At 68.3% G+C, this 18,196-nt stretch carries 13 protein-coding genes; 3 read left to right on the forward strand and 10 right to left on the reverse strand.

Annotated features, from left to right (window positions below; translation table 11 throughout):
* Nucleotides 1-154 precede the first annotated feature (154 nt).
* Complete coding sequence (locus tag ACFYWM_RS24075; protein ID WP_389917682.1) at nt 155-559, reverse strand: SDR family oxidoreductase; 405 nt, start codon at nt 557-559, stop codon at nt 155-157.
* 277 nt (nt 560-836) lie between these two features.
* On the opposite strand from ACFYWM_RS24075, the gene ACFYWM_RS24080 reads away from it, so the two are divergent.
* Nucleotides 837-3,233 carry an ATP-binding protein gene (locus tag ACFYWM_RS24080; protein ID WP_389917683.1) on the forward strand — a complete coding sequence of 799 codons (2,397 nt, stop codon included), beginning with the start codon at nt 837-839 and terminating at the stop codon, nt 3,231-3,233.
* 35 nt (nt 3,234-3,268) lie between these two features.
* On the opposite strand, the gene ACFYWM_RS24085 is transcribed toward ACFYWM_RS24080, so the two are convergent.
* The 4 genes from ACFYWM_RS24085 to ACFYWM_RS24100 are packed head-to-tail and all read right to left on the reverse strand — an operon-like array spanning nt 3,269 to nt 5,424.
* Nucleotides 3,269-3,790: a GNAT family N-acetyltransferase gene (locus tag ACFYWM_RS24085; protein ID WP_389917684.1), complete on the reverse strand. Its 522-nt coding sequence runs from the start codon at nt 3,788-3,790 to the stop codon at nt 3,269-3,271.
* A complete protein-coding gene (locus ACFYWM_RS24090; protein ID WP_389917685.1) occupies nt 3,784-4,644 on the reverse strand; it encodes a phytanoyl-CoA dioxygenase family protein in 861 nt (286 codons plus the stop codon). The genes ACFYWM_RS24085 and ACFYWM_RS24090 overlap by 7 nt, the downstream gene beginning before the upstream one ends.
* A 38-nt stretch (nt 4,645-4,682) precedes the next feature.
* Nucleotides 4,683-5,270, reverse strand: coding sequence for a DUF6879 family protein (locus ACFYWM_RS24095; protein WP_389917726.1), 588 nt, complete (start codon nt 5,268-5,270; stop codon nt 4,683-4,685).
* A gap of 13 nt (nt 5,271-5,283) precedes the next feature.
* Entirely contained in the window at nt 5,284-5,424 is a 141-nt protein-coding gene (locus ACFYWM_RS24100) for a hypothetical protein (RefSeq protein ID WP_389917686.1), read from the reverse strand.
* A gap of 693 nt (nt 5,425-6,117) precedes the next feature.
* On the opposite strand from ACFYWM_RS24100, the gene ACFYWM_RS24105 reads away from it, so the two are divergent.
* Nucleotides 6,118-7,017, forward strand: coding sequence for a hypothetical protein (locus ACFYWM_RS24105; protein WP_389917687.1), 900 nt, complete (start codon nt 6,118-6,120; stop codon nt 7,015-7,017).
* A 28-nt stretch (nt 7,018-7,045) separates the two neighbouring features.
* On the forward strand, nt 7,046-11,539 hold the full coding sequence (locus tag ACFYWM_RS24110; RefSeq protein ID WP_389917688.1) for a hypothetical protein: 4,494 nt from the start codon (nt 7,046-7,048) through the stop codon (nt 11,537-11,539).
* Between the two features lie 243 nt (nt 11,540-11,782).
* On the opposite strand, the gene ACFYWM_RS24115 is transcribed toward ACFYWM_RS24110, so the two are convergent.
* The 5 genes from ACFYWM_RS24115 to ACFYWM_RS24135 form a co-directional block, all read right to left on the reverse strand.
* Nucleotides 11,783-12,397, reverse strand: coding sequence for an FMN reductase (locus ACFYWM_RS24115; RefSeq protein WP_389917689.1), 615 nt, complete (start codon nt 12,395-12,397; stop codon nt 11,783-11,785).
* Nucleotides 12,394-13,476, reverse strand: a complete 1,083-nt coding sequence (locus tag ACFYWM_RS24120; protein WP_389917690.1) for a CE1758 family FMN-dependent luciferase-like monooxygenase — start codon at nt 13,474-13,476, stop codon at nt 12,394-12,396. The genes ACFYWM_RS24115 and ACFYWM_RS24120 overlap by 4 nt, the downstream gene beginning before the upstream one ends.
* A gap of 288 nt (nt 13,477-13,764) precedes the next feature.
* Nucleotides 13,765-14,325, reverse strand: coding sequence for an NADPH-dependent FMN reductase (locus tag ACFYWM_RS24125; RefSeq protein ID WP_389917691.1), 561 nt, complete (start codon nt 14,323-14,325; stop codon nt 13,765-13,767).
* A gap of 175 nt (nt 14,326-14,500) precedes the next feature.
* Entirely contained in the window at nt 14,501-16,735 is a 2,235-nt protein-coding gene (locus ACFYWM_RS24130; protein WP_389917692.1) for a BTAD domain-containing putative transcriptional regulator, read from the reverse strand.
* Nucleotides 16,736-17,027: 292 nt separating this feature from the next.
* On the reverse strand, nt 17,028-17,858 hold the full coding sequence (locus ACFYWM_RS24135; RefSeq protein ID WP_389917693.1) for an alpha/beta fold hydrolase: 831 nt from the start codon (nt 17,856-17,858) through the stop codon (nt 17,028-17,030).
* Between the last annotated feature and the right edge of the window lie 338 nt (nt 17,859-18,196).

The following is an 18,196-nucleotide window of genomic DNA, read 5'->3' on the forward strand; positions in this document are numbered from 1 at the left end:
GGACCATACGGGCCGCCCGGCTCCGTGAGGGGGGGTGGGATATCGGCCTCAGGGGCCGCCCGAGCGGCCCCCAGACGCGCGAGCCGTCGCGTCATACCGATGATGTCGGCGTTCGCAGCAGCGTGCGCGACCGCTGGGGAGGCCCCGCCGACGATCATGCCGGACACGGACGCGACGTCGATGATGACGCCGCCCCCGCGCCGAGCCGGGTCGGCCAGGCGAGCTTCGACGCGAAGAAGGGGACGTCGAGTTCGCCGGCCATGGTCACCCGCCAGTCATCGGCCGGGAGACCAAGAAATCGGCCATCGAAGCAGAATGTGGCATGACCGCGTTGTTCGCAGACCACGTCGAGCCCGCCACAGGCGGGCGCGGCGTCCTCGACGACCTGCCGCGCCTGTTCCGGATCGGTGAGATCGACCGGCGCGATGCGCGTCATCTCACCGCCGTCGCGACCTACGAGTCCGATCGGCTCATTGTCGGCATCGGCCTGGATGCCGTACCCGACGACCTTCGCGCCCTCTCTGGCGAGGATCAGCGACGCGGCCCGGACCTCCCTCACTGCCGGTGACCAGCACCGCCTTCCCGTCAGGCGCTCCCGTGGAGCTCCTTCTGGTCCGTGGTTCGTCCGCGTGGTGACTGCGCGCTCCAGCGCGTCCCGATAAGCCAATGAATCATTCTGATACTTATCCGCAATAATTAACATGCTTTGAATGACATTGACAGTTGTTTGACACTCATGACGGCAACGACCACGCAACAGAGCCGACGGTGTTGACATTCCCCTGGCCCTGAAGTAGGCCATATCTTGAAGTGCAACCTAGTGATGGGTGGGCCGTATGCCGGACGCTCGGAGAAATCTGGGTCCCGATGGCAATCATTCACATCTCTCGGGTGGCGCCGGTGATGTGGTGCAGGCCCGCGATATCAGCGGTGGGGTTCACTTCCACTACGGTCCCGGATCTCGGGGGGCACCGCCTCAGCAGCTTCCCAGAGGTATAAGAATCTTCATCAACCGTCTGGCCGATCTCGGTCGGCTTGACGAACTCATCGCCGGCGGGCAGGCCGACGGAGATGCGGCCGTCGCGTGTGTGATCACGGGAACGGCAGGTGTTGGGAAGACCTCGCTGGCACTGCATTGGGCGCACCGGGTGCGTGAGCAGTTCCCCGACGGGCAACTTTACATCGACCTGAGGGGGTACGATCCGGGCCCTCCTGTGACGCCCGATCAAGCACTGGAGCAGTTCCTGCTGGCGCTGGGCGTACCGGCCACAGTGATCCCGAATGACGTGGAAATCAAATCCAGCTTGTATCGGTCAATACTCGCCGATCGCCAGATGCTAGTTATTCTTGACAATGCAGGAACGGTGGGGCAGGTCAGGCCATTGATGCCGGGCACCAGCCGCAGTCTGGTGATCGTGACCAGTCGCAGCCGACTGTCCGGACTCATCGTTCGTGACGGTGCGCACCGAACGACCCTGGAGACGCTGACGGAGTCCGAATCCGTCGAGCTGCTGGCCGCGACCACGGCCGACTACCGATCCGGCGACCAGCCTGCGGAGATCGCCGAGCTGGCACGACTGTGCGCTTACCTTCCGCTGGCACTGCGCATCGCCGCGGAACGCGCGGCGAGTCGCCCGGCCATGCCACTCAGCGAGTTGATCGCGGATCTACGTGACGAGTCTGAGCTGTGGAGCGCGTTGTCGACGGGAGACGAAGGGGAGGCCGATGCCGTTCGTACCGTTTTTGCCTGGTCATACCGTGCGCTCCCCGAGGGCGCCGCCCGTCTGTTCTGCCTCCTCGGTCTCCATCCCGGCAGCGAGTTCAGCCAGACCGCCGCGGCTGTCCTGGCAGGTAACGAGGCCGTCCGGGTGCGCAGCTCTCTCGACGTTCTCACCGGAGCCTACCTACTGGAGAGCAAGGGATCCGGCCGCTACCGGTTCCATGACCTGCTGCGCGCCTACGCGGTGGACCGTGCTCGGTATGAGGTTTCCCAGGCCGAACAACTCGCCGCCGTCGAGCGTGCCTGCTCTTGGTATCTTCACTCGGCTCACCGATGCGCGCTCGCTCTCGCTCACGACACGACACTCCTTTTCACACTCGACGCTTCTCCGCAATTCGTGCCGTTGACTTTCGAAGATCATGTCGAAGCAGCTCAGTGGTACGAAACAGAGAGGTCCAACCTGGTAGGCGCGGTGCGTGCCGCCTTCGGAACCCGTCTGCTGCGGCTCACCTGGCAGCTCGCCGTCGTCACGGAAAGAATCTACTCGAGCTACAACCATTTCCAGGACTGGCGCACCACCTCGCTGATCGGGCTACAAGCCGCACGAGAGCTCGGCCGCCGCGAGGAAGCGGTCATGTGCGAGAGTCTCGGGCGGCTCTGCCGTATGACACTGGAACTCGACAAGGCCGCCGAGTATCACCGGAACGCGATCGCCATACACCGTGAACTCGGCGACTTGCCCAGCGCCGTCAAAGCCCTCAACGGTCTCGCCTGGGTTCACCTGTTCGCTCATCGGCTTCAGGACGCCAGGGCCACGTTGGAGGACGCGCTCTCCATGGCCCGCCTGGTCGGCGATGACTACTGGATCGCGACCATTCACTACAGTCTCGGCTACTCCCACCTTCAACTGGAGCAACCGGGTGAGGCGAGCGTCCACCTTGAAGAGTCGTTGAACACCTTCCGCGCGCTTGGAGACCGCCTCTATGAGTCGATGGTGCTCACCGCCTTCAGCCTGATGTACCGTGATCGCGGAGAAACCGAGCGCGCGCTCGCCACGGCCCATGAAGCGGTGGAGATCTCCCACGAGATGGCCAACAAACTGTGGGAGGGAACCGCCCTGCTCTATCTGGGCAAGGCTCAGCGCGCGACCGGACGAGCCGATGAGGCGCTCGTCTCCTACCAGCATGCCGCGGTGTCCTTTCGCCAGGAAGGCGACCTGAGCCGTGAGGCCATGGCTCTCGACGGAACCGGCCTGGCGTATATGGATCTCGCCCGGCCCTCAGATGCCGTCGACTTTCACCGTCACGCCGCGTCCATGCACCGACAGGTCAGTGACCGCTGGAAACTCGCCAGGAGTCTTGGACACCTCTCGGACGCCCTGAGAGCACTCAAATCCCATGACGAGGCCGACCGGCACCGGCAGGAGGCCGTTCTGCTTCTCGCCGGCTTTACCGACACCAGATCCGAGTCACTCCGGGCCCGGCTTGACGCGGCCACCGGAGGATCGGTCTAGAAGCGTGTCGCGGTCCGGAGGGAGGCCCCTGTCCGCTAATCCAAGGCCGGCGTGACATCGCTACGGAGGAGCGAATAGATCAAGTGGTCGTGCCAGCGTCCTTCGCGCCACTGCGGGGCGCGCAGAACACCTTCCCGGAGGAATCCGGCCCGTGTCAGCATCTTCTGCGACGACGTGTTGCCGGTGTCGGTTATGGCTTGAATCCTCCATGCTCGGGTGTGGTCAAAAAGATAGCGGGTCAGCTCTTTCAAGCAATGGTTACCGATACCACGGCCTCGTTCCTCGGCATGAACATGCAGCGCGACCTCCCAACACCAGGAGGTCTCGGGAAGCCCCCACTCCCGGCGGAACCAGAAAACGCTTCCGACCACCCGGCCGTCCAGCACCGCGGTCAACCGCCCACCCGACGGACCGATGGCTCCCATCTCCGCCAGTCCTCGCCCTGGCTGACTGAAACCGAACCACTGGTAGTCGCCTGCTCCTGCACGAGTGGAATAGGCGCGTTCGAAAATCGGCAAGTCAGCTTCCTCCAGCGGGCGAAGGCGTACGTTCACCACCGGAACTCACCCAGGAGTTCTCTTGTTTCCGCGTCTCCCGCGTCTCCTGTGCCTTCCGTGCCTTCCGCGCACACGAGCTTCTCGGTCAGCCGCCGATCCGGGGGCACACCGCGTCCGACGTCGGCCCTGAGCCAAGAGGGGACGTAGCCGAGCAACAGCAGCCTGCGAAATCCGGCCGCCGGGGTCGACGGGACGGTTCTGTGCCAGAGATTCGCATGGATCAGCACAGCGTCGCCCGGTTCGAAGAACAGCTCGACCTGGCCTGGCTGGTGGCTTTGGTCCCCGAGCGGGATCCTCAGACCGGCGTTCAGATGCGAACCCGGAATGAGACACAGGGCACCCTCCTGCTCAGTGATGCGGTCCAGATAGATGAGGCAGTGAATCTGATGGGGGAAACAGAACAGAGGCGGGAGGGGATCGGGAATCACCGGTAGGTGGCCGTGCCACGGAACCGCGACGCCTTCACAGCCCGCGTGGTTCAGCCGAGCCTCAAGATCGATCCATCTCTGCGGGCCGAGCAGCAATCTGGCGATGGACAACACCGGCTCAAGACGGAGCAGCGGATGAAATACCTCGTCCTTTTCAAGCAGCGATCGGATATAGCTACTCATACCCGGCAGACACTCAGCGTCCGGATGGTCCGCTTCGGCCTGCGCCAAGTGAAGCACGGCCGCACCAAGGACCTCGGCCGTCTGCTGGTTCAGGAGTCGCCTGCGGACCTGGTATCCGGATCGGACGAACTCATCGAGTTCCTCACGACTGGCCACGGTCTCGACAGAACGTATCGGATAGTCGTTGACCTGATCGTTGAGCACGAAATCGGTCTGCAGCCCCGCCCTGCCCTCAGCGCGCATACGCTCACTTCCCTCTGCGAGCGCGCACGAGTGCGGGCTCAGCGGTATGGAATCGCCAGTTCGCTGCCACGGATCATGGCCAACAGCCGGGAAAGAGGAAATGATTTATCCCGAAATTTCGTCCATGCGATCCGGGCCTGCTCCAACCTCACAGGATCGTCGTTCCTGTTGATGTAGAGAAGGCAACCTTCGGCGTCGTAGCTCAGGTCGACAACTTTCTCGTCGTCGAAAATCCATGTGTCTGTGTAGGTGACGTCAGGGACGTCCTCCCGGAAGATGAACCTGATATCCTCACCGGCAGCAGCGTTGACCGCGTAGTACCAGTCGATCTCGAATTGGAGGTACGGGGTCAGTGCGTGGTCGATGATGTGCACTCTTCCCATATATTTCCCAGCGCTTACATTGGCACGAATGTTCGCCGCCCACTCCTCGTTCCTGGCAGGCGGCAGCAGCGCCCCGGTCATGTAGAGTTCGTAGTTCTCACGCTCGTCTTCGACCCTGTAGACGGCAAGTGTCTCGATTCGCGTCGCCGAAGACTTGAACGTGGTGAAGAGATTTCCGAACTGATCCGCATTCAGAATGATAAGAAGCGCCCCGATCCATGAAGAGTTGGTTTGATGCTGTATCCCCGGATGCCGGCTACTCCGCGGTGAGTGCCCGTTCCAAGATGTAACGGGGGATCTCGACGGCGTTCTCTCCCGGTGGAAGATTCAGGCCCACCCGCTCCGGGTCGACGGAGAACCCCTGCACCACTATGGTCTTGTTCTCGGTCTCGTACACTGCGGGGCAAGGACCATTTCCACAGCCGGACCCCCCGATCAGTCTGAGTGTCATAGATTTTCCCCTAAGCCCACCGATGTATTTTCTCTAGCTTTGCACATCTTTCCCTTCGGGGCGTCAACGAATTCACCTTGAACGCATCTTCACACAACGTCCGTATTGGTGATTACGTCAGACCAAAATGGATTTTTCCGACAAACAAATCACGCTGCGGCTTGTCATATTACGAGCTTGAGATGCCCCTTCCCACGTTAAGTGGGTTTGGCGCATCCGCCGGGCCACCCTCATGTGAAACATGAGCAGGTGACTCACCATTGTAGAGGCGTTGCGATGCTGTTCGACCAGACCACTCGCCGATGATTCCTCGCTCATCACCAAAAGGCTGGGTCCTGTTATACCGTGCCGTCGTCAACATGTCGCGTTCACCGCCGGACCACGCGGCTGGAACACATCGGCTTCCGCCCGCCTCACGAGGACCGAGCCCGAGTAACCGATCCTCAGGCGGCTGAGCGGATCAGGGCGCGCCGCCGGCGCCGCCCCATCCACGCCGCCCCGCCACACCAAGCCGACCCGGCCGAACCCGGGGTCACATCAGGTCATGAACAACGCCTGATGGCCCAACTCCGAGCTTCGATCTCAGTAATAATGGCTATCGGGTGATAGGTGCGTTATCTCTGACGAAAGGGTTGAACGTTGACGGCCTCGCGCATCGTGGGTATTCACGGGATCAACCAGCACCGAAAGATCCCCAAAGAGCTCCATCGGGCATGGCGGAACGGAATCAAGGCCGGCTTAAGAGCAGTCCGCGCCGACGCACCCGACGATTTCGACTTCACCTTGGTGTATTACGCCGACGTGCTGGAAGAGCGCCGAGCCGACTGGAAGGGGTACGGCGACGAGCAGATCGACGCGGCGAGGGAGCCCGAGGTCGCCGAGCTGGTCGTCGAATGGCTCACCGCACTGGAGAATTCCGCTGCACCTGGCGCGCGCAAGGGTGATCGCGTGGGCATCCCGCCCACACCGCGGTCGGTGCAGTGGGCGGTTCAGCGCTTGGCCGCCAGTCCTGCCCTGCAAGGGCTTGGCGAGGGCGGGGTCCGCCGGCTGGCCAGGCACATGCATGCGTACCTCGCCCATGACGAGGCGCGAGCGGCCGTTCAGCGACGCGTGGACGAGCAGGCCGGATCCGAGCCGATCACCCTTCTGATCGGGCACTCGATGGGCTCGGTCGTCGCATACGAGTGGCTGTGCCGCGAGGGCGGCGGGCGGGCGAGAACGCTGCTCACGCTGGGGTCTCCGCTCGGTTCCGCACCCGTCGTCCGCCGGATCCTGCCTCCACCGGACGCCCCCGGTCAGGGCGAGAGCGACGGCGGGTTCCCTTGGCGGGACACGCTGTGGTGGAACGCGGCGGGTCTGCGGGATCCGATCGCGTGGCCGAAGCGACTGGCGAGCGTGTTCGGCACACGGGTACACGATGTGGTCGTCCCCACGAGGCTGAACGCGCACGGCGCGCGGACCTACCTGCGCAGCGGTGCGGTGGGGGACCTGGTGACCCGTTGCCTGGATCCCGGGTCCGACCCCGAGGGCGACCGGTGAGTCCGCCGTGGGGATTCCAGCCGACGGAGTGACACGGTGGCTCGTGGTGATCGCCACCGGACGGTACGCGGACGAGAACTTGCCGGACCTGAAGGACATCGGCAGCGAGATCACGGACGTCCTCGCGGTGTTCGCCGCCCTCGGGTACCCGGAGTCCCGGCAGCGGGTGCTCCTGAACGAGAAAGCCGCCGACATCCGTGAACGCCTTGGCGCCTTCCTGGCCGAGCGCGGGCCCGACGACGCGGTTGCGATCTACATAACCGGCCATGGCGAGGTGTGGGACTCCCCGGCCGGTGCGCGGCTCCGCCTGCATACCACCGAGTCCCGCTGGGGCCTTCTGCCAGGCACTCTGGACATCGCCGCGCTGCTGGAGGGGCTGGCTGGAGGCGACGCCACCGAACGGCTGCGCAATCTGCTCCTCGTCATCGACGTGTGCGGGGCCGGAGCCGGTCTTGGAGCGGCCATCGAGGATTTCCGCACCTATCTGCAGCCCCTGCACCTGGAGGCCGATGCCGGCGCGGGCGCGTACGCGGTGGCCACGGCACGGGCCGCGGACCTGGCGACCGTGTCGTCGTTCGCGCGTCCGCTGCGCGCGCTCATCGAGGCGGCGGACATCGCCCCTCGCGCCCAGGCGTACCTGGAGCTCGGTCCGCTGGTACAGAGAGTGCGGGCGAGCTTGGAGGACCAGGTGGTGGAGACGGTGGTGACCGGGCAGTCCGGACCGAACCTGTGCCTGCCCAATCCGCGGCACCATCTCGGCGGTGTGGACTGGCGTGAGATGGAGGAGTGGTGGGAGCCGCGGGCGCGCGGCGCGGTGCCGGGAAGGGCCAGGTGGGACCAGGAGTCGCAGTGGCGGTTCACCGGTCGCGTAGACGTGAACCGGCGGTTGACGGCGTGGCTCGCCGATCCGCAGGACGTCCCCCTCCTCGTCCTCACCGCCGCGCCGGGTTCGGGGAAGAGTACGGTTGTCGCCCGGACCGTCGCGCTGACCGTCCCCGACTTCCGGCGCGCGTACACGGCGGCGTCGCGGGATCCGCAGGAGACCGTCCCCGCCGACACGGTGGTGTTCCGGGCCGCCGTCTGGGCGCGGGCCGCGTCCGTGGACAAGGTACGCGAGAGGATCACCCGGGCGCTGGGGCTGGAGTCCTGGACCGACCTCGCCACGCTGGCCGCACCCCGCGACGGCGCGCCCCCCGTCATCGCACTCGACGCGCTGGACGAGGCCGAAGAACCAGTCCAATTGGTGCGTCAGGTGCTGCGCCCGCTCACCTTCGCCGCCGTGCGGGGCGCGGTACGACTGCTGGTGGCGACCCGGCCGCATCCCGCGCGCGGGGACCGGGGCGAAGAGGACCTGATCACTCCACTGACGTCCGCCGGAAAGCACCTGCTGATCGAGCTCGACAAGGCGGCGTGGCTCTCACCCGGTGACATCGCTGACTACGTGGAGCTGCTGCTGACCGAACCGCCTTCGGCCAACCGCCGGAGTGTCTACAGCGGCGCCGAGGCGGCCCGGCAGCGCAGACGACTGGCCCGCAGCATCGAGAGGAGGGCCCGGCACTCCTTCCTGCTCGCCGCTCTGGTCGCACGCCGCCACAGCCGCGACCTCACCCCTGCCGATCCGCGGAGCCGCCGGTGGCTGCGGCAGTTTCCGCGTGACATCGGAGAAGCCCTGAAAGCCGACCTGGAGGCGGCGTACGGGCATGACAGTGAGCGCGTCTACGACCTGCTCCGCCCCCTGGGCCACGCGCTGGGAGCGGGCCTGACCCGGGAGGTCGCCGGGGCCGGGGAGCAGGATCTGTGGGCCGCGCTCGCCACCGAACTCGGCGACGGCGGCGAGCGGTTCGGCGCCGCCGACATCGACCGGTTGCTGCGCGACCGGGCCGGCACCTACCTCATCGCCAGTACCGACGCCGGCGGATCCGTCGCCTACCGCTTCCACCATGAGGCGCTGGCCGAGCACTTCGCCCCCGCGGAGCGGCGCGTCGAGGACCACCGGCGGATCACCGAGACACTTCTTGGCCTCCTTCCGCTGAGGGACGGGTATCCGGACTGGTGGCGCGTGTGCGGCTACACGACTCGGTCCCTGCCGGAACACGCCCGGCAGGCCGGTGTCCTAGCCGACCTGCTCGGTGGCGGCCGCAACGCACACATGATCGTCGTGTGCGACCCGGCCGCCGTGCACGCGGCCCTGGGCGGAACCGACCGGCCGGAGCTGCTCGCCATACGCGACATGCTCCGGTCCCAGCTGCACCGGCTCACGACGATGCCTCCGGAGGAGCGCGCGAAAGTCCTTGCCGCGCTGGCCCTGGCCTCCCCGCGTACGCGTGCCCTCGGTCACGCCCTCGTACCCGCGGGCACCCGTCCCCGCACCGCGGTGGCCGCCATCCACCCGGCCGGCGAGTATCTTGTGCTGAGCCCGTTGACCCCTCCTGAGCAGGGGTGGCCGATGGCCGCCTGCGCCGAACAGGACGGGCAACGGCTCTTCGCCACCGGCGAGGGGCCTTTCGTCCAGTTGTGGAATCCCCAGACCGGGACGCCCGTCGATCTGTTGAGCGAGCACGGCGGCGCGGTCAAGATACTTCGGTCGTTCCTCGATTCCGATGGCTTCCCCGCACTGGCCGTGGCCGACGACACCGGCAAGATCACCGTTTGGGACCTGGGTCTGCGCTACCGTCCCCGGTACGAACTGACGCTGCGAGCGGTTTACGAACTCGTCGCCGGACGCTCGGCCGAGGGGCGGGCGTTTCTCGCCGGAAGAGATCTGTGTGGTGTGTGGACGTGGTTTCCCGGCGGTGAGGACGAGGTTCGGTATCTGGACACGGACGAAGGCCTGATCACCGGTCTCACGATCGTCTCGCCCCCGTCGGGGGACCTCCTCGTGGTCGCCGGCGACAGCCACGTCCAGTTCTGGGAACCCGGCAACCGTGAGGCGGGCGCCGCGCACCAGATGCCCGACACCGGGATCGTGACCCTGACCGGAGCCGGCGAGTGGGCCGTCGCCGCAGAGAACCCCCGCGGGCACCGATTCTGGCTGCTGCGCCCGACCGGTGAGGAGCCCGCCGAACTGTCCGTGCCCGGACGAGAGTCGACGTTCGCGCTCTGCGTCGAGTATGTCCGGGGGCAGCGAGGCTCGTTGATCGCCACCGGTTACTCGGACGGGACCGTGGCACTCTGGCCGAACGCCGACCGGGAGCCGCCCGTCCTCCTGCAGAGCAGCGGCCCGTCCATTCGTCTCACCGCGGCGGCGAACGCGACCGCCACCTCCACCGCGCTGCTCGCCGTCGCCGACGCCGACAACAACGTGCACGTGTGGGACGTGGACAGGCAGAGATTCTGGACGACGTTGTCGTCTCCCGAACCGATCACCGATCTCGTGCTGGGCCGCTACCGCGACGGGGGCGCCTACGCGGCCGTGCAGACGGACAGCTCCGTACATGTGTGGCCCGTGGCCGAGACCGAGCACGTCAACACCCCGGACCTCCACCGGGGCAGGGTGACCGACCTCGCCTGGACACGCACCCGTGAAGGCCTCGTCGTGGCCACTGCGGGAACGGAGGGGACAATCCGCATCTGGGACGAGGACGGCAGCGGTCGCACGGCCCTTCCCTCAGGTTCCCGGCCTGACGACACCGCCCGCCTGAACATGTACCAGGCCCGGGACCGGATCCACGTGGTCCACACCAACGAGCACGGAGGACAGGACTTCGATCTCTCCACAGGGCCCTATCCGCTGCGAATCCTCAACGAGGACGTGACGGATTCGGCGCTGGTGTCCCTCCCCGACGGCCGCGCCGTCCTAGGTCTGCTGATCGGCTCACAGGTCCGTCTGCTGGAGGCCGAGTCCGGGCGGGTCGTGACCGAGCTCCCCGGCGACGAGCAGCGGTTGTACCGACTGGGGCTGGGGACGGCCACGGACGGGCGGCTGCTGGTGGCTGCCGGTGGCGGCTGGGGCGTGACATGGCTCTGGACCGTGCACCCGGACACCGGCGAGGCGGCGGGGCATCGATTGTCGGGCAACCGGGGCGAGGTGACCAGCGTCAGGTTCGGCAGGGCGGCGTCACGCGACTACCTTCTCACCGGCTGCCGGGCCGGGAAGGTGAACCGCTGGGAAATCGACCAGCCCGGGTCGCCCTTCGCCCTGTTCGACCGGCCGGGGGCACGCGTCATCGACCTGGCCTGCGTCACCGGGGAAGACGGCCTCCACGGGTACGTGACCGTATCCTACGTACCCACGGGGAGCGATGGTGACATCGCGGTGCGGTGTCTCACCACCGGAGAGGCGATCCCGATCGTCCCCGAATCCGCTGAGGGCCCGGTCTCCGTCCTGTCCTCCTCCGCACCGGGCGCCGCCGTGGCCAGGGTCTGCTCGGTCCGGGGCGAGGCGGTGGACATCCTCCGGATGACCCCGGATGTCGTTCACCGCGCCCGGTGGCCCCTGCCCGTCGCACCAACCGTGGTACGGCTGGCCGGTGACCGCCTGCTTCTCGCGGGAGCGGGTGGCTTCCTGGCTCTGGACCTGTGAACCCGCCCTGCCGTCCGGTGACACGCCCCGGCGGAGGGGTGTTGTCACAGGACGGCGATGTCGACATGGGTGCCGCGCATGCGCGAGAACGGAGCGGCGGAGGTTTCCCGTTCGCCGCCGAGGCCGACGCTCCGGCGCGCGCACAGAGGGCGAGAGGCCGGGCTGGACGATCAGCTCCCGGGCGGCGGCCCTGACACCGTAGATGTCACCGGCGAACCCGGAACTCCCTCGTCAGGAGCTTCTTCAGCTGGGAGGGAGCAGCCTGCTGAACGGCTCCGGGGAGTCGAAGGGATCGTCGGGGGCGGGCGGGTCGCGGCGGTCGACCTCGCGGGCCAGTTCGGCGGCCGCCCGATGGACTCGCCGGGCCAGGGAGACCTCGGTGACCCCGGCGACACCCCAGTCCTCGGGGCCCGCGAAGACCCCCGTCGGGACGACCGCAGCCCGCAGGTAGGAGAAGAGGGGCCGTAGCCCGTGCTCAAGCACCAGCGAGTGCCTCGCCGTACCGCCGGTCGCGGCGATCAGCACGGGCTTGTCGATCAGCACCGTGTCGTCGAGCACGTCGAAGAACATCTTGAAAAGCCCGTTGTACGAGGCGGTGAAGGTCGGCGTCACCGCGATCAGCCCGTCGGCGCGCGCGACCTTCCGGAGCACCCGCTCCAGTTCCTCGGACGGGTAGCCGACGACCAGGTTGTTGACCAGGTCGTGGCCGTGGTCACGTACCTCAATCGTGTCGATCTCCACCTTCGCGCCGAGCCGTTCCAGCTCTCGGCGCGTCGCCTCGGCCAGCCGGTCGGCGAGCAGCCGCGTGGACGAGGGCTGCCGCAGCCCCGCGGCCACCACCGCGATGGTGCGCCTCACCGTCCGGCCTCCTTCGCCGCCCTCAGGGAGGCGTGCGTGGGCGCGTCCGGGACCCGCGCGGGCCGGCCGGCGGCGAACTCCTTGCGGAGCACCTGGGCGATCTCCCCGAGCTGTTCGATCTGCCGCAGCACGACCGCGCGCGGAACCCCCATCGCGTCGACGTTGAAGAGCTGCCGCTGGTAGTCGCCACCGGCGAACTCCCGGAACTCCAGCGTCCGCTCGATCACCTGCTGCGGGCTGCCGACGAGCAGGGCGGTGTCCCGCGTCGTCTCCTCCAGCGACGGCCCGCCGCCGTAGACCGGGGAGGCGTCGTAGTACGGGCGGAACTCGCGGATCGCGTCCTGCGAGTTCTTCCGGACGTACAGCTGGGCGGCGAGGCCGACGATCGCCTGGTCCGCCGGGCCGTGGCCGTAGTGCTCGAACCTCCGGCGGTACAGCCCGACCATCTGCCGGACGTGCCGCTTGGGCCAGAGCACGTTGTTGTGGAAGAACCCGTCACCGTAGTACGCGGCCTGTTCGGCGATCTCCGCGCTGCGGATCGAGCCGTGCCAGACGAACGGGGGTACGCCGTCCAGCGGCCGCGGCGTCGAGGTGAATCCCTGCAGCGGGGTCCGGAAGCGGCCCTCCCAGTCGACGACCTCCTCCTGCCAGAGCCTGCGCAGCAGCGCGTAGTTCTCGACGGCGAGGGCGATCCCGTCCCGGATGTCCTTGCCGAACCAGGGGTAGACCGGCCCGGTGTTGCCCCGGCCCATCATCAGGTCGACCCGGCCGTCGGCGAGGTGCTGGAGCATCGCGTAGTCCTCGGCGATCTTCACCGGGTCGTTGGTGGTGATCAGCGTGGTCGAGGTCGACAGGATGATCCGGCTCGTCCTGGCGGCGACGTGGCCCAGGATCGTGGTCGGCGACGAGGGCATGAACGGCGGGTTGTGGTGCTCGCCGATCGCGAAGACGTCGAGCCCGACCTGCTCGGCCACCTCGGCGTACTCCAGTACCGCCTTGATCCGCTCGTGCTCCGTGACGGGGCGGCCGGTGGCCGGGTCGGCCACCACGTCCCCCACCCCGAAGATCCCGATTTGCATCTTTTTCCCCGTTATATCGGCATTTGTTGTTGACCGGCCCCCGGCATGGCCGCGCTTTCCCGGCCGTGCCGGTCGGTCGCGGACACCGCGGTTCCCGGGCCGTACCGGCCGGCCGTGAACCGCGTTCCCCAGCAGGTCCGGCCAGCCGTGAACCTCGCGCAGCCCGGCCGTGAACACCGTGCTCCCCCGGCGGGTCCGGCCGGCCCCGGACACCGCGCCCCCGTCGGACCCTGTCGGCCCCCGTCGGCCCCCGTCGGCGGGGTGCCTCGGATCAGGCCGCCCTGAAGATCAGGCCGCCCTGACCTGCGCGAGGGCGTTGCTCCAGGTGACGACCTGGTCGAGCATCGTGTTGACCTCCGCGACGTGGTAGTCGGCGGGGGTGAACTCGCTGTAGTTCTTGAAGTCCGTGATCAGCGACAGCGCGACCTGGGCGCGCACGGTGGCGACCTTCAGCTCGGCCATCACCAGGCGCAGGTGCTCGACGGCGCGGGCGCCGCCGACGGAGCCGTAGCTGACGAAACCGGCCGCCTTGTCGTTCCACTCCGCGAACAGGAAGTCGATGGCGTTCTTCAGCGCGCCGGAGGTGGAGTGGTTGTACTCGGGCGTGACGAAGACGAAACCGTCGAACGACGCGATCTTCTCCGCCCAGGCCAGCGTGTGCGGCCTGCTGTACCGGCCGAACGCCGGCGGCATCTCCTCGTCCAGGTGCGGAAGCTTGAAGTCGGCGATGTCGACCAGCTCGAACTCGGCGTCGTGGCGCTGTCCGGCGATGTCGAGCACCCACCTGGCCACGGATTCGCCGACCCGGCCCGGACGGGTGCTGCCGATGATGATCGCGATCTTGGGCATGAGGTCCCCTCAGAGGTTGCGCGCGGACGTCCCGCGCCGGCGGCGGGAGTCCCCGCGCCGACTCTGAGCCTGGTACCTCGGCGTAAATTTTTTGTTCACGTTTTGTGCAGCGCCGGCCGACCCCTCTCACCAGGGAAGACGCACCGGAGGGAAGACGCGACCCAGGGAGGCGTGCCTACCTCGCCGGACGGCCGTGGAGCTCTCCTATGCCCGCCTGCCCGATCATGTCGGCCAGCCACCGTGCCGGCGCGTCGCCGATCCCGGCGGCCTGCGAGGCGATCTCCAGCAGGTTCTCCTCCTCGTCCCGCATCCAGGCGCGGGCCGCCTCGGCGCTGCCGAACTCCGGCCCGGCCGGCGTGGTGCCCTCGGCGGCGCGACGGGAATCGACGGCCAGACCTCCGACGGCACGACGGGAACCGACGACCGGGTCTCCGACAGCACGACCGGGACCGGTAAGCGGACCTCCGACGACACGGCCGGGTCCGGTGGCCAGCAGGGCGTCGCGCAGCGTGGCCGCGTAGAACCTCGCCAACCTGGCCAGCGCGGCGTGGCAGGCGGCCTCCCCCTCCTCGTGCCACGCCCGGGCGCGGGCGTACTCGCGGATCGGGTTGTGGAAGCGGTAGCGCTCGCCGGCGGTCTCCACGAGGTGAAGATCGGCGAGCGACTCCAGCAGGCTCTCGGCCTGGTGCGGCGCCAGATCGAGCACGGCCGCCGCCGCGGCCAGCGAGAGGTCGGCGGCCCGCGGCACGGCCAGCAGCCGGAGCGCCCGGGCCTGCTTCCGGGGCAGGTCGCGCACCGTGGACTCGTACCTGCCCTCGATCATCCCGCACTCCTCGAACCCCCACTCGGGGTCGTGGCCGCGGACTCCCAGCCTCCTCACCGCGGTCGCCAGGCTCCAGTCCGGCCGCGACGCCAGGCGGGCCCCTGCCGCGTGGACCACCTGCGGCAGGCCCGCGGTGAGCTCGTACAGGCGACGGAGTTCGCCCGGCTCCGCCTCGATCCGCTCCGCGCCCAGCGTCCGCTCCAGCAGCGCGCGCGCCTCCGCCTCCGAGAACGGGTCGAGCTTGGTCCAGCGCGCGTGGGACAGCCCGAACAGCCGCCGCTGGGCGGTTATGACGACCGCGGCCCCGCCCGGACCGGGCAGGAGCGGCCGTACCTGGTCCACGTCGCGCGCGTCGTCCAGCACCACCAGCGACCGGCGGCCGATGGTCAGCGACCGCCAGAGCGCGGCACGCTCGCCGGAGGACTCCGGTGGTACGGCGACCCCGGCCGCGCGCAGCAGGGCCGCGAGGGGGTCCCCCGGCGCGCCCAGGTCGATGAAGAACTGGCCGTCCGGGAACTCGCCGGCCAGCCTGTGCCCCAGGTGGACCGCGAGGGTGGTCTTGCCGATGCCGGGAAGCCCGGCGATGCCGACCACCGGCACCTGCGTGTCGGAAGCCTCCAGCATCCCGGCCAGCCGGCGCACCTCGCCGGACCTTCCGACGAACTCCGGCAGATCGGGCGGCAGTGATTTGGGAGCCTCGATCGTCTCGGCCCCACCGTGCCGTATCCCGGCCACCGCCGTTGGCTCGGTCACCGCAGGCCCGGCCGGCCCCGGCGCGGCCAGCGAGGGGTCCGAGGCCAGGATCCGCCGCTGCATCTCCCGCAGCTCCGGTCCCGGATCGAGCCCCAGTTCGTCGGTGAGCAACTTCTGCGTCTCCTGGAACAGCGCGAGCGCGTCCGCCTTCCGTCCCGCCCGGTACAGCGCCAGCATCAGCAGCTCGCGTGCCCGTTCCCGCAGAGGCTGCTCGATCACCAGCGACGCCAGCGACGCCCCGGCCTCCGCGTGCCGCCCCAGCCGCAGGTCGGCGGCGGCCAGGTCCTCGATCGCCGCGTACCACAGCTCGATCAACCGGGTGCGCTCGTTGTCGGCGTATCCACCCGGTACGCCGGCCAGCGGGGTGCCTTTCCAGAGGTCGAGGGCGGCACGCAGCTCGGCCGCCTCCGTCTCGTGGTCACCGGCCCGCCGGGCGTCGTGAGCGGACCTGACCCTCCGCTGGAAGTCGGCGAGATCGAGGGTCCCGGCCGTCACCGGCAACGCGTAACCACCGGCCACGGACTCGATCACCACGGCCGCCGTACCGTCCCCCAGGACCCTGCGAAGCCGCGAGACGTAGGACCGGATCATCCCCGCCGCGGCGGGCGGCGGCTCCTCGCCCCAGATCGCCGAGATCAACTGGTCCTGCGACGTCACCGCCCCCTCGCGCAGCAGCAGGACGCCGACGAGCGCACGCTGCTGGGGCGCGCCGAGATCGACCTCGGCCTCCCCGCGCCACGCCCGGACCGATCCGAGCAGCTCCCACCGCAGACCTCCGGTCCCCGCGCGTCCACCTTGCGAACCACCTGAGTGATGAACTCGATACGTGGACACGCTGCCTCCCGTGAGTCTGCATGTGGATCAGTGAGGAAAGGCCGCCCCTCCGACGGCGCATAGCCCCCATAGAACGCCCTGGCCTGCGCTTATCATCCGCCTGCCCACCGGAGTACGCGAAACGCGGGGACGGGCGGGGACCCGTCGGCCGGACCGGCTGAACCTTCGCCGGGTTCCACCGTTGCCTGCCCGCGCTCGCCGAGGCCGGCAGCGACCTGATCGTCGAGCATGTGATGGACGGCACCCCGCCCGGCGGCCGCCCCTGTGAGGCCGCCGGGCGGGGTGAACCGGCTCAGCTCTCCCGATCTAGGAAGGCGAGGGTGGCCGCCGCGAGAAGCGGGGACAGGAAGATGTCGTAATGCGTGAGGCCGGGCAGGATCGCCAGGGCGTGACCGCCTTCGAGCCGGGCCTCGCCCGTCCAGCCGCCGTCGCGCAGGCCGCCGTCGAGGAGCTTGAAGACCTCGACGTAGTGGCTCGGCGGTGCCATGTCGGCGTCGGCGGCGACCACGAGCGTCGGCACCTGGAGGCCGCGAACCTCCTCGGAGAAGTCGAAGTCCTTCGCCATCGCCTCGCCGATCTTGTCGAGCAGCCGCGGGAAGTCCTCGGGACGAGGCGCCACCCGCTGGTAGAGCTCGTACATCGGGGTGTCCTTCATGTATTCGGCCGCCGCCCCGCTCATCTGCCCCTGCTGCTGGAGCAGCTCCGGGTAGGTGGCCTCGCGGCTGATGTTCGCCGAGACCGTGACCAGGCGCCCCACCTTCTCCGGATGGTTGATCGCGACCTGGAGCGCCACCCCGCCGCCGAGGGAGTAGCCGACCACGTCCGGCTTGCTCAGGCCGAGGTGGTCGACGAGCGCGGCGATGTCGCCGGCCATCAGCCGGACGTCGAGCGGCCGGTCGACGTCGGCGGTCCGGCCGTGCCCCTGCAGGTCGACGACGATGACCCGGTGGTGGCCGGCCAGGGTGGGAAGGATCGGCCCGAACATCTCACCCGAGCCGAGACCTCCGTGCAACAGGATCATCGGGTGTCCCGTCCCGTACGTCTCGTAGTACAGGTTGATTCCGTTGACGTCGGCGTACTGCCCGGAACCGGCGCTTTCGGCGGTCCACTCCGTGGCGGTCATGATGACTCCTCGTCGTACTTCCCGGTCGGCTTGACACCCATACAGACCGGACGGGCACCGGGAACTCATCGCCGGCGGGACGACTTTTCGAGCACGCCCGGAGGCGGCCACATCATGAGACACCCAGCGAGGCTCGGCCGACGGCAGGGCTCGCCCGACGGCGAGGTACGGCCGACGGCGGGGTGAGCATCCTTGACGGACGTGAGGGCGCCCCCTGCCAGAAGGTGAACGGGGGCCGAGGACGGGCCGCCACCTCGTCCGTCGAAAACCCCGAGGACCCCGAAGACCCCGGGAACCCCGAGAACCCGAGAACCCGAGAACCCGGGAACCCCGAGGAC

It is taken from the genome of Streptosporangium sp. NPDC002721, from assembly GCF_042888905.1.
GTDB lineage: Bacteria > Actinomycetota > Actinomycetes > Streptosporangiales > Streptosporangiaceae > Streptosporangium.

Excerpts from the sequence above, each read along its gene's own strand:
- ACFYWM_RS24080 (WP_389917683.1), top strand. The coding sequence starts at position 837 with ATGCCGGACGCTCGGAGAAATCTGGGTCCCGATGGCAATCATTCACAT.
- ACFYWM_RS24090 (WP_389917685.1), bottom strand. The coding sequence starts at position 4,644 with ATGCGCGCTGAGGGCAGGGCGGGGCTGCAGACCGATTTCGTGCTCAAC.
- ACFYWM_RS24120 (WP_389917690.1), bottom strand. The coding sequence starts at position 13,476 with ATGCAAATCGGGATCTTCGGGGTGGGGGACGTGGTGGCCGACCCGGCC.
- ACFYWM_RS24125 (WP_389917691.1), bottom strand. The coding sequence starts at position 14,325 with ATGCCCAAGATCGCGATCATCATCGGCAGCACCCGTCCGGGCCGGGTC.
- ACFYWM_RS24135 (WP_389917693.1), bottom strand. The coding sequence starts at position 17,858 with ATGACCGCCACGGAGTGGACCGCCGAAAGCGCCGGTTCCGGGCAGTAC.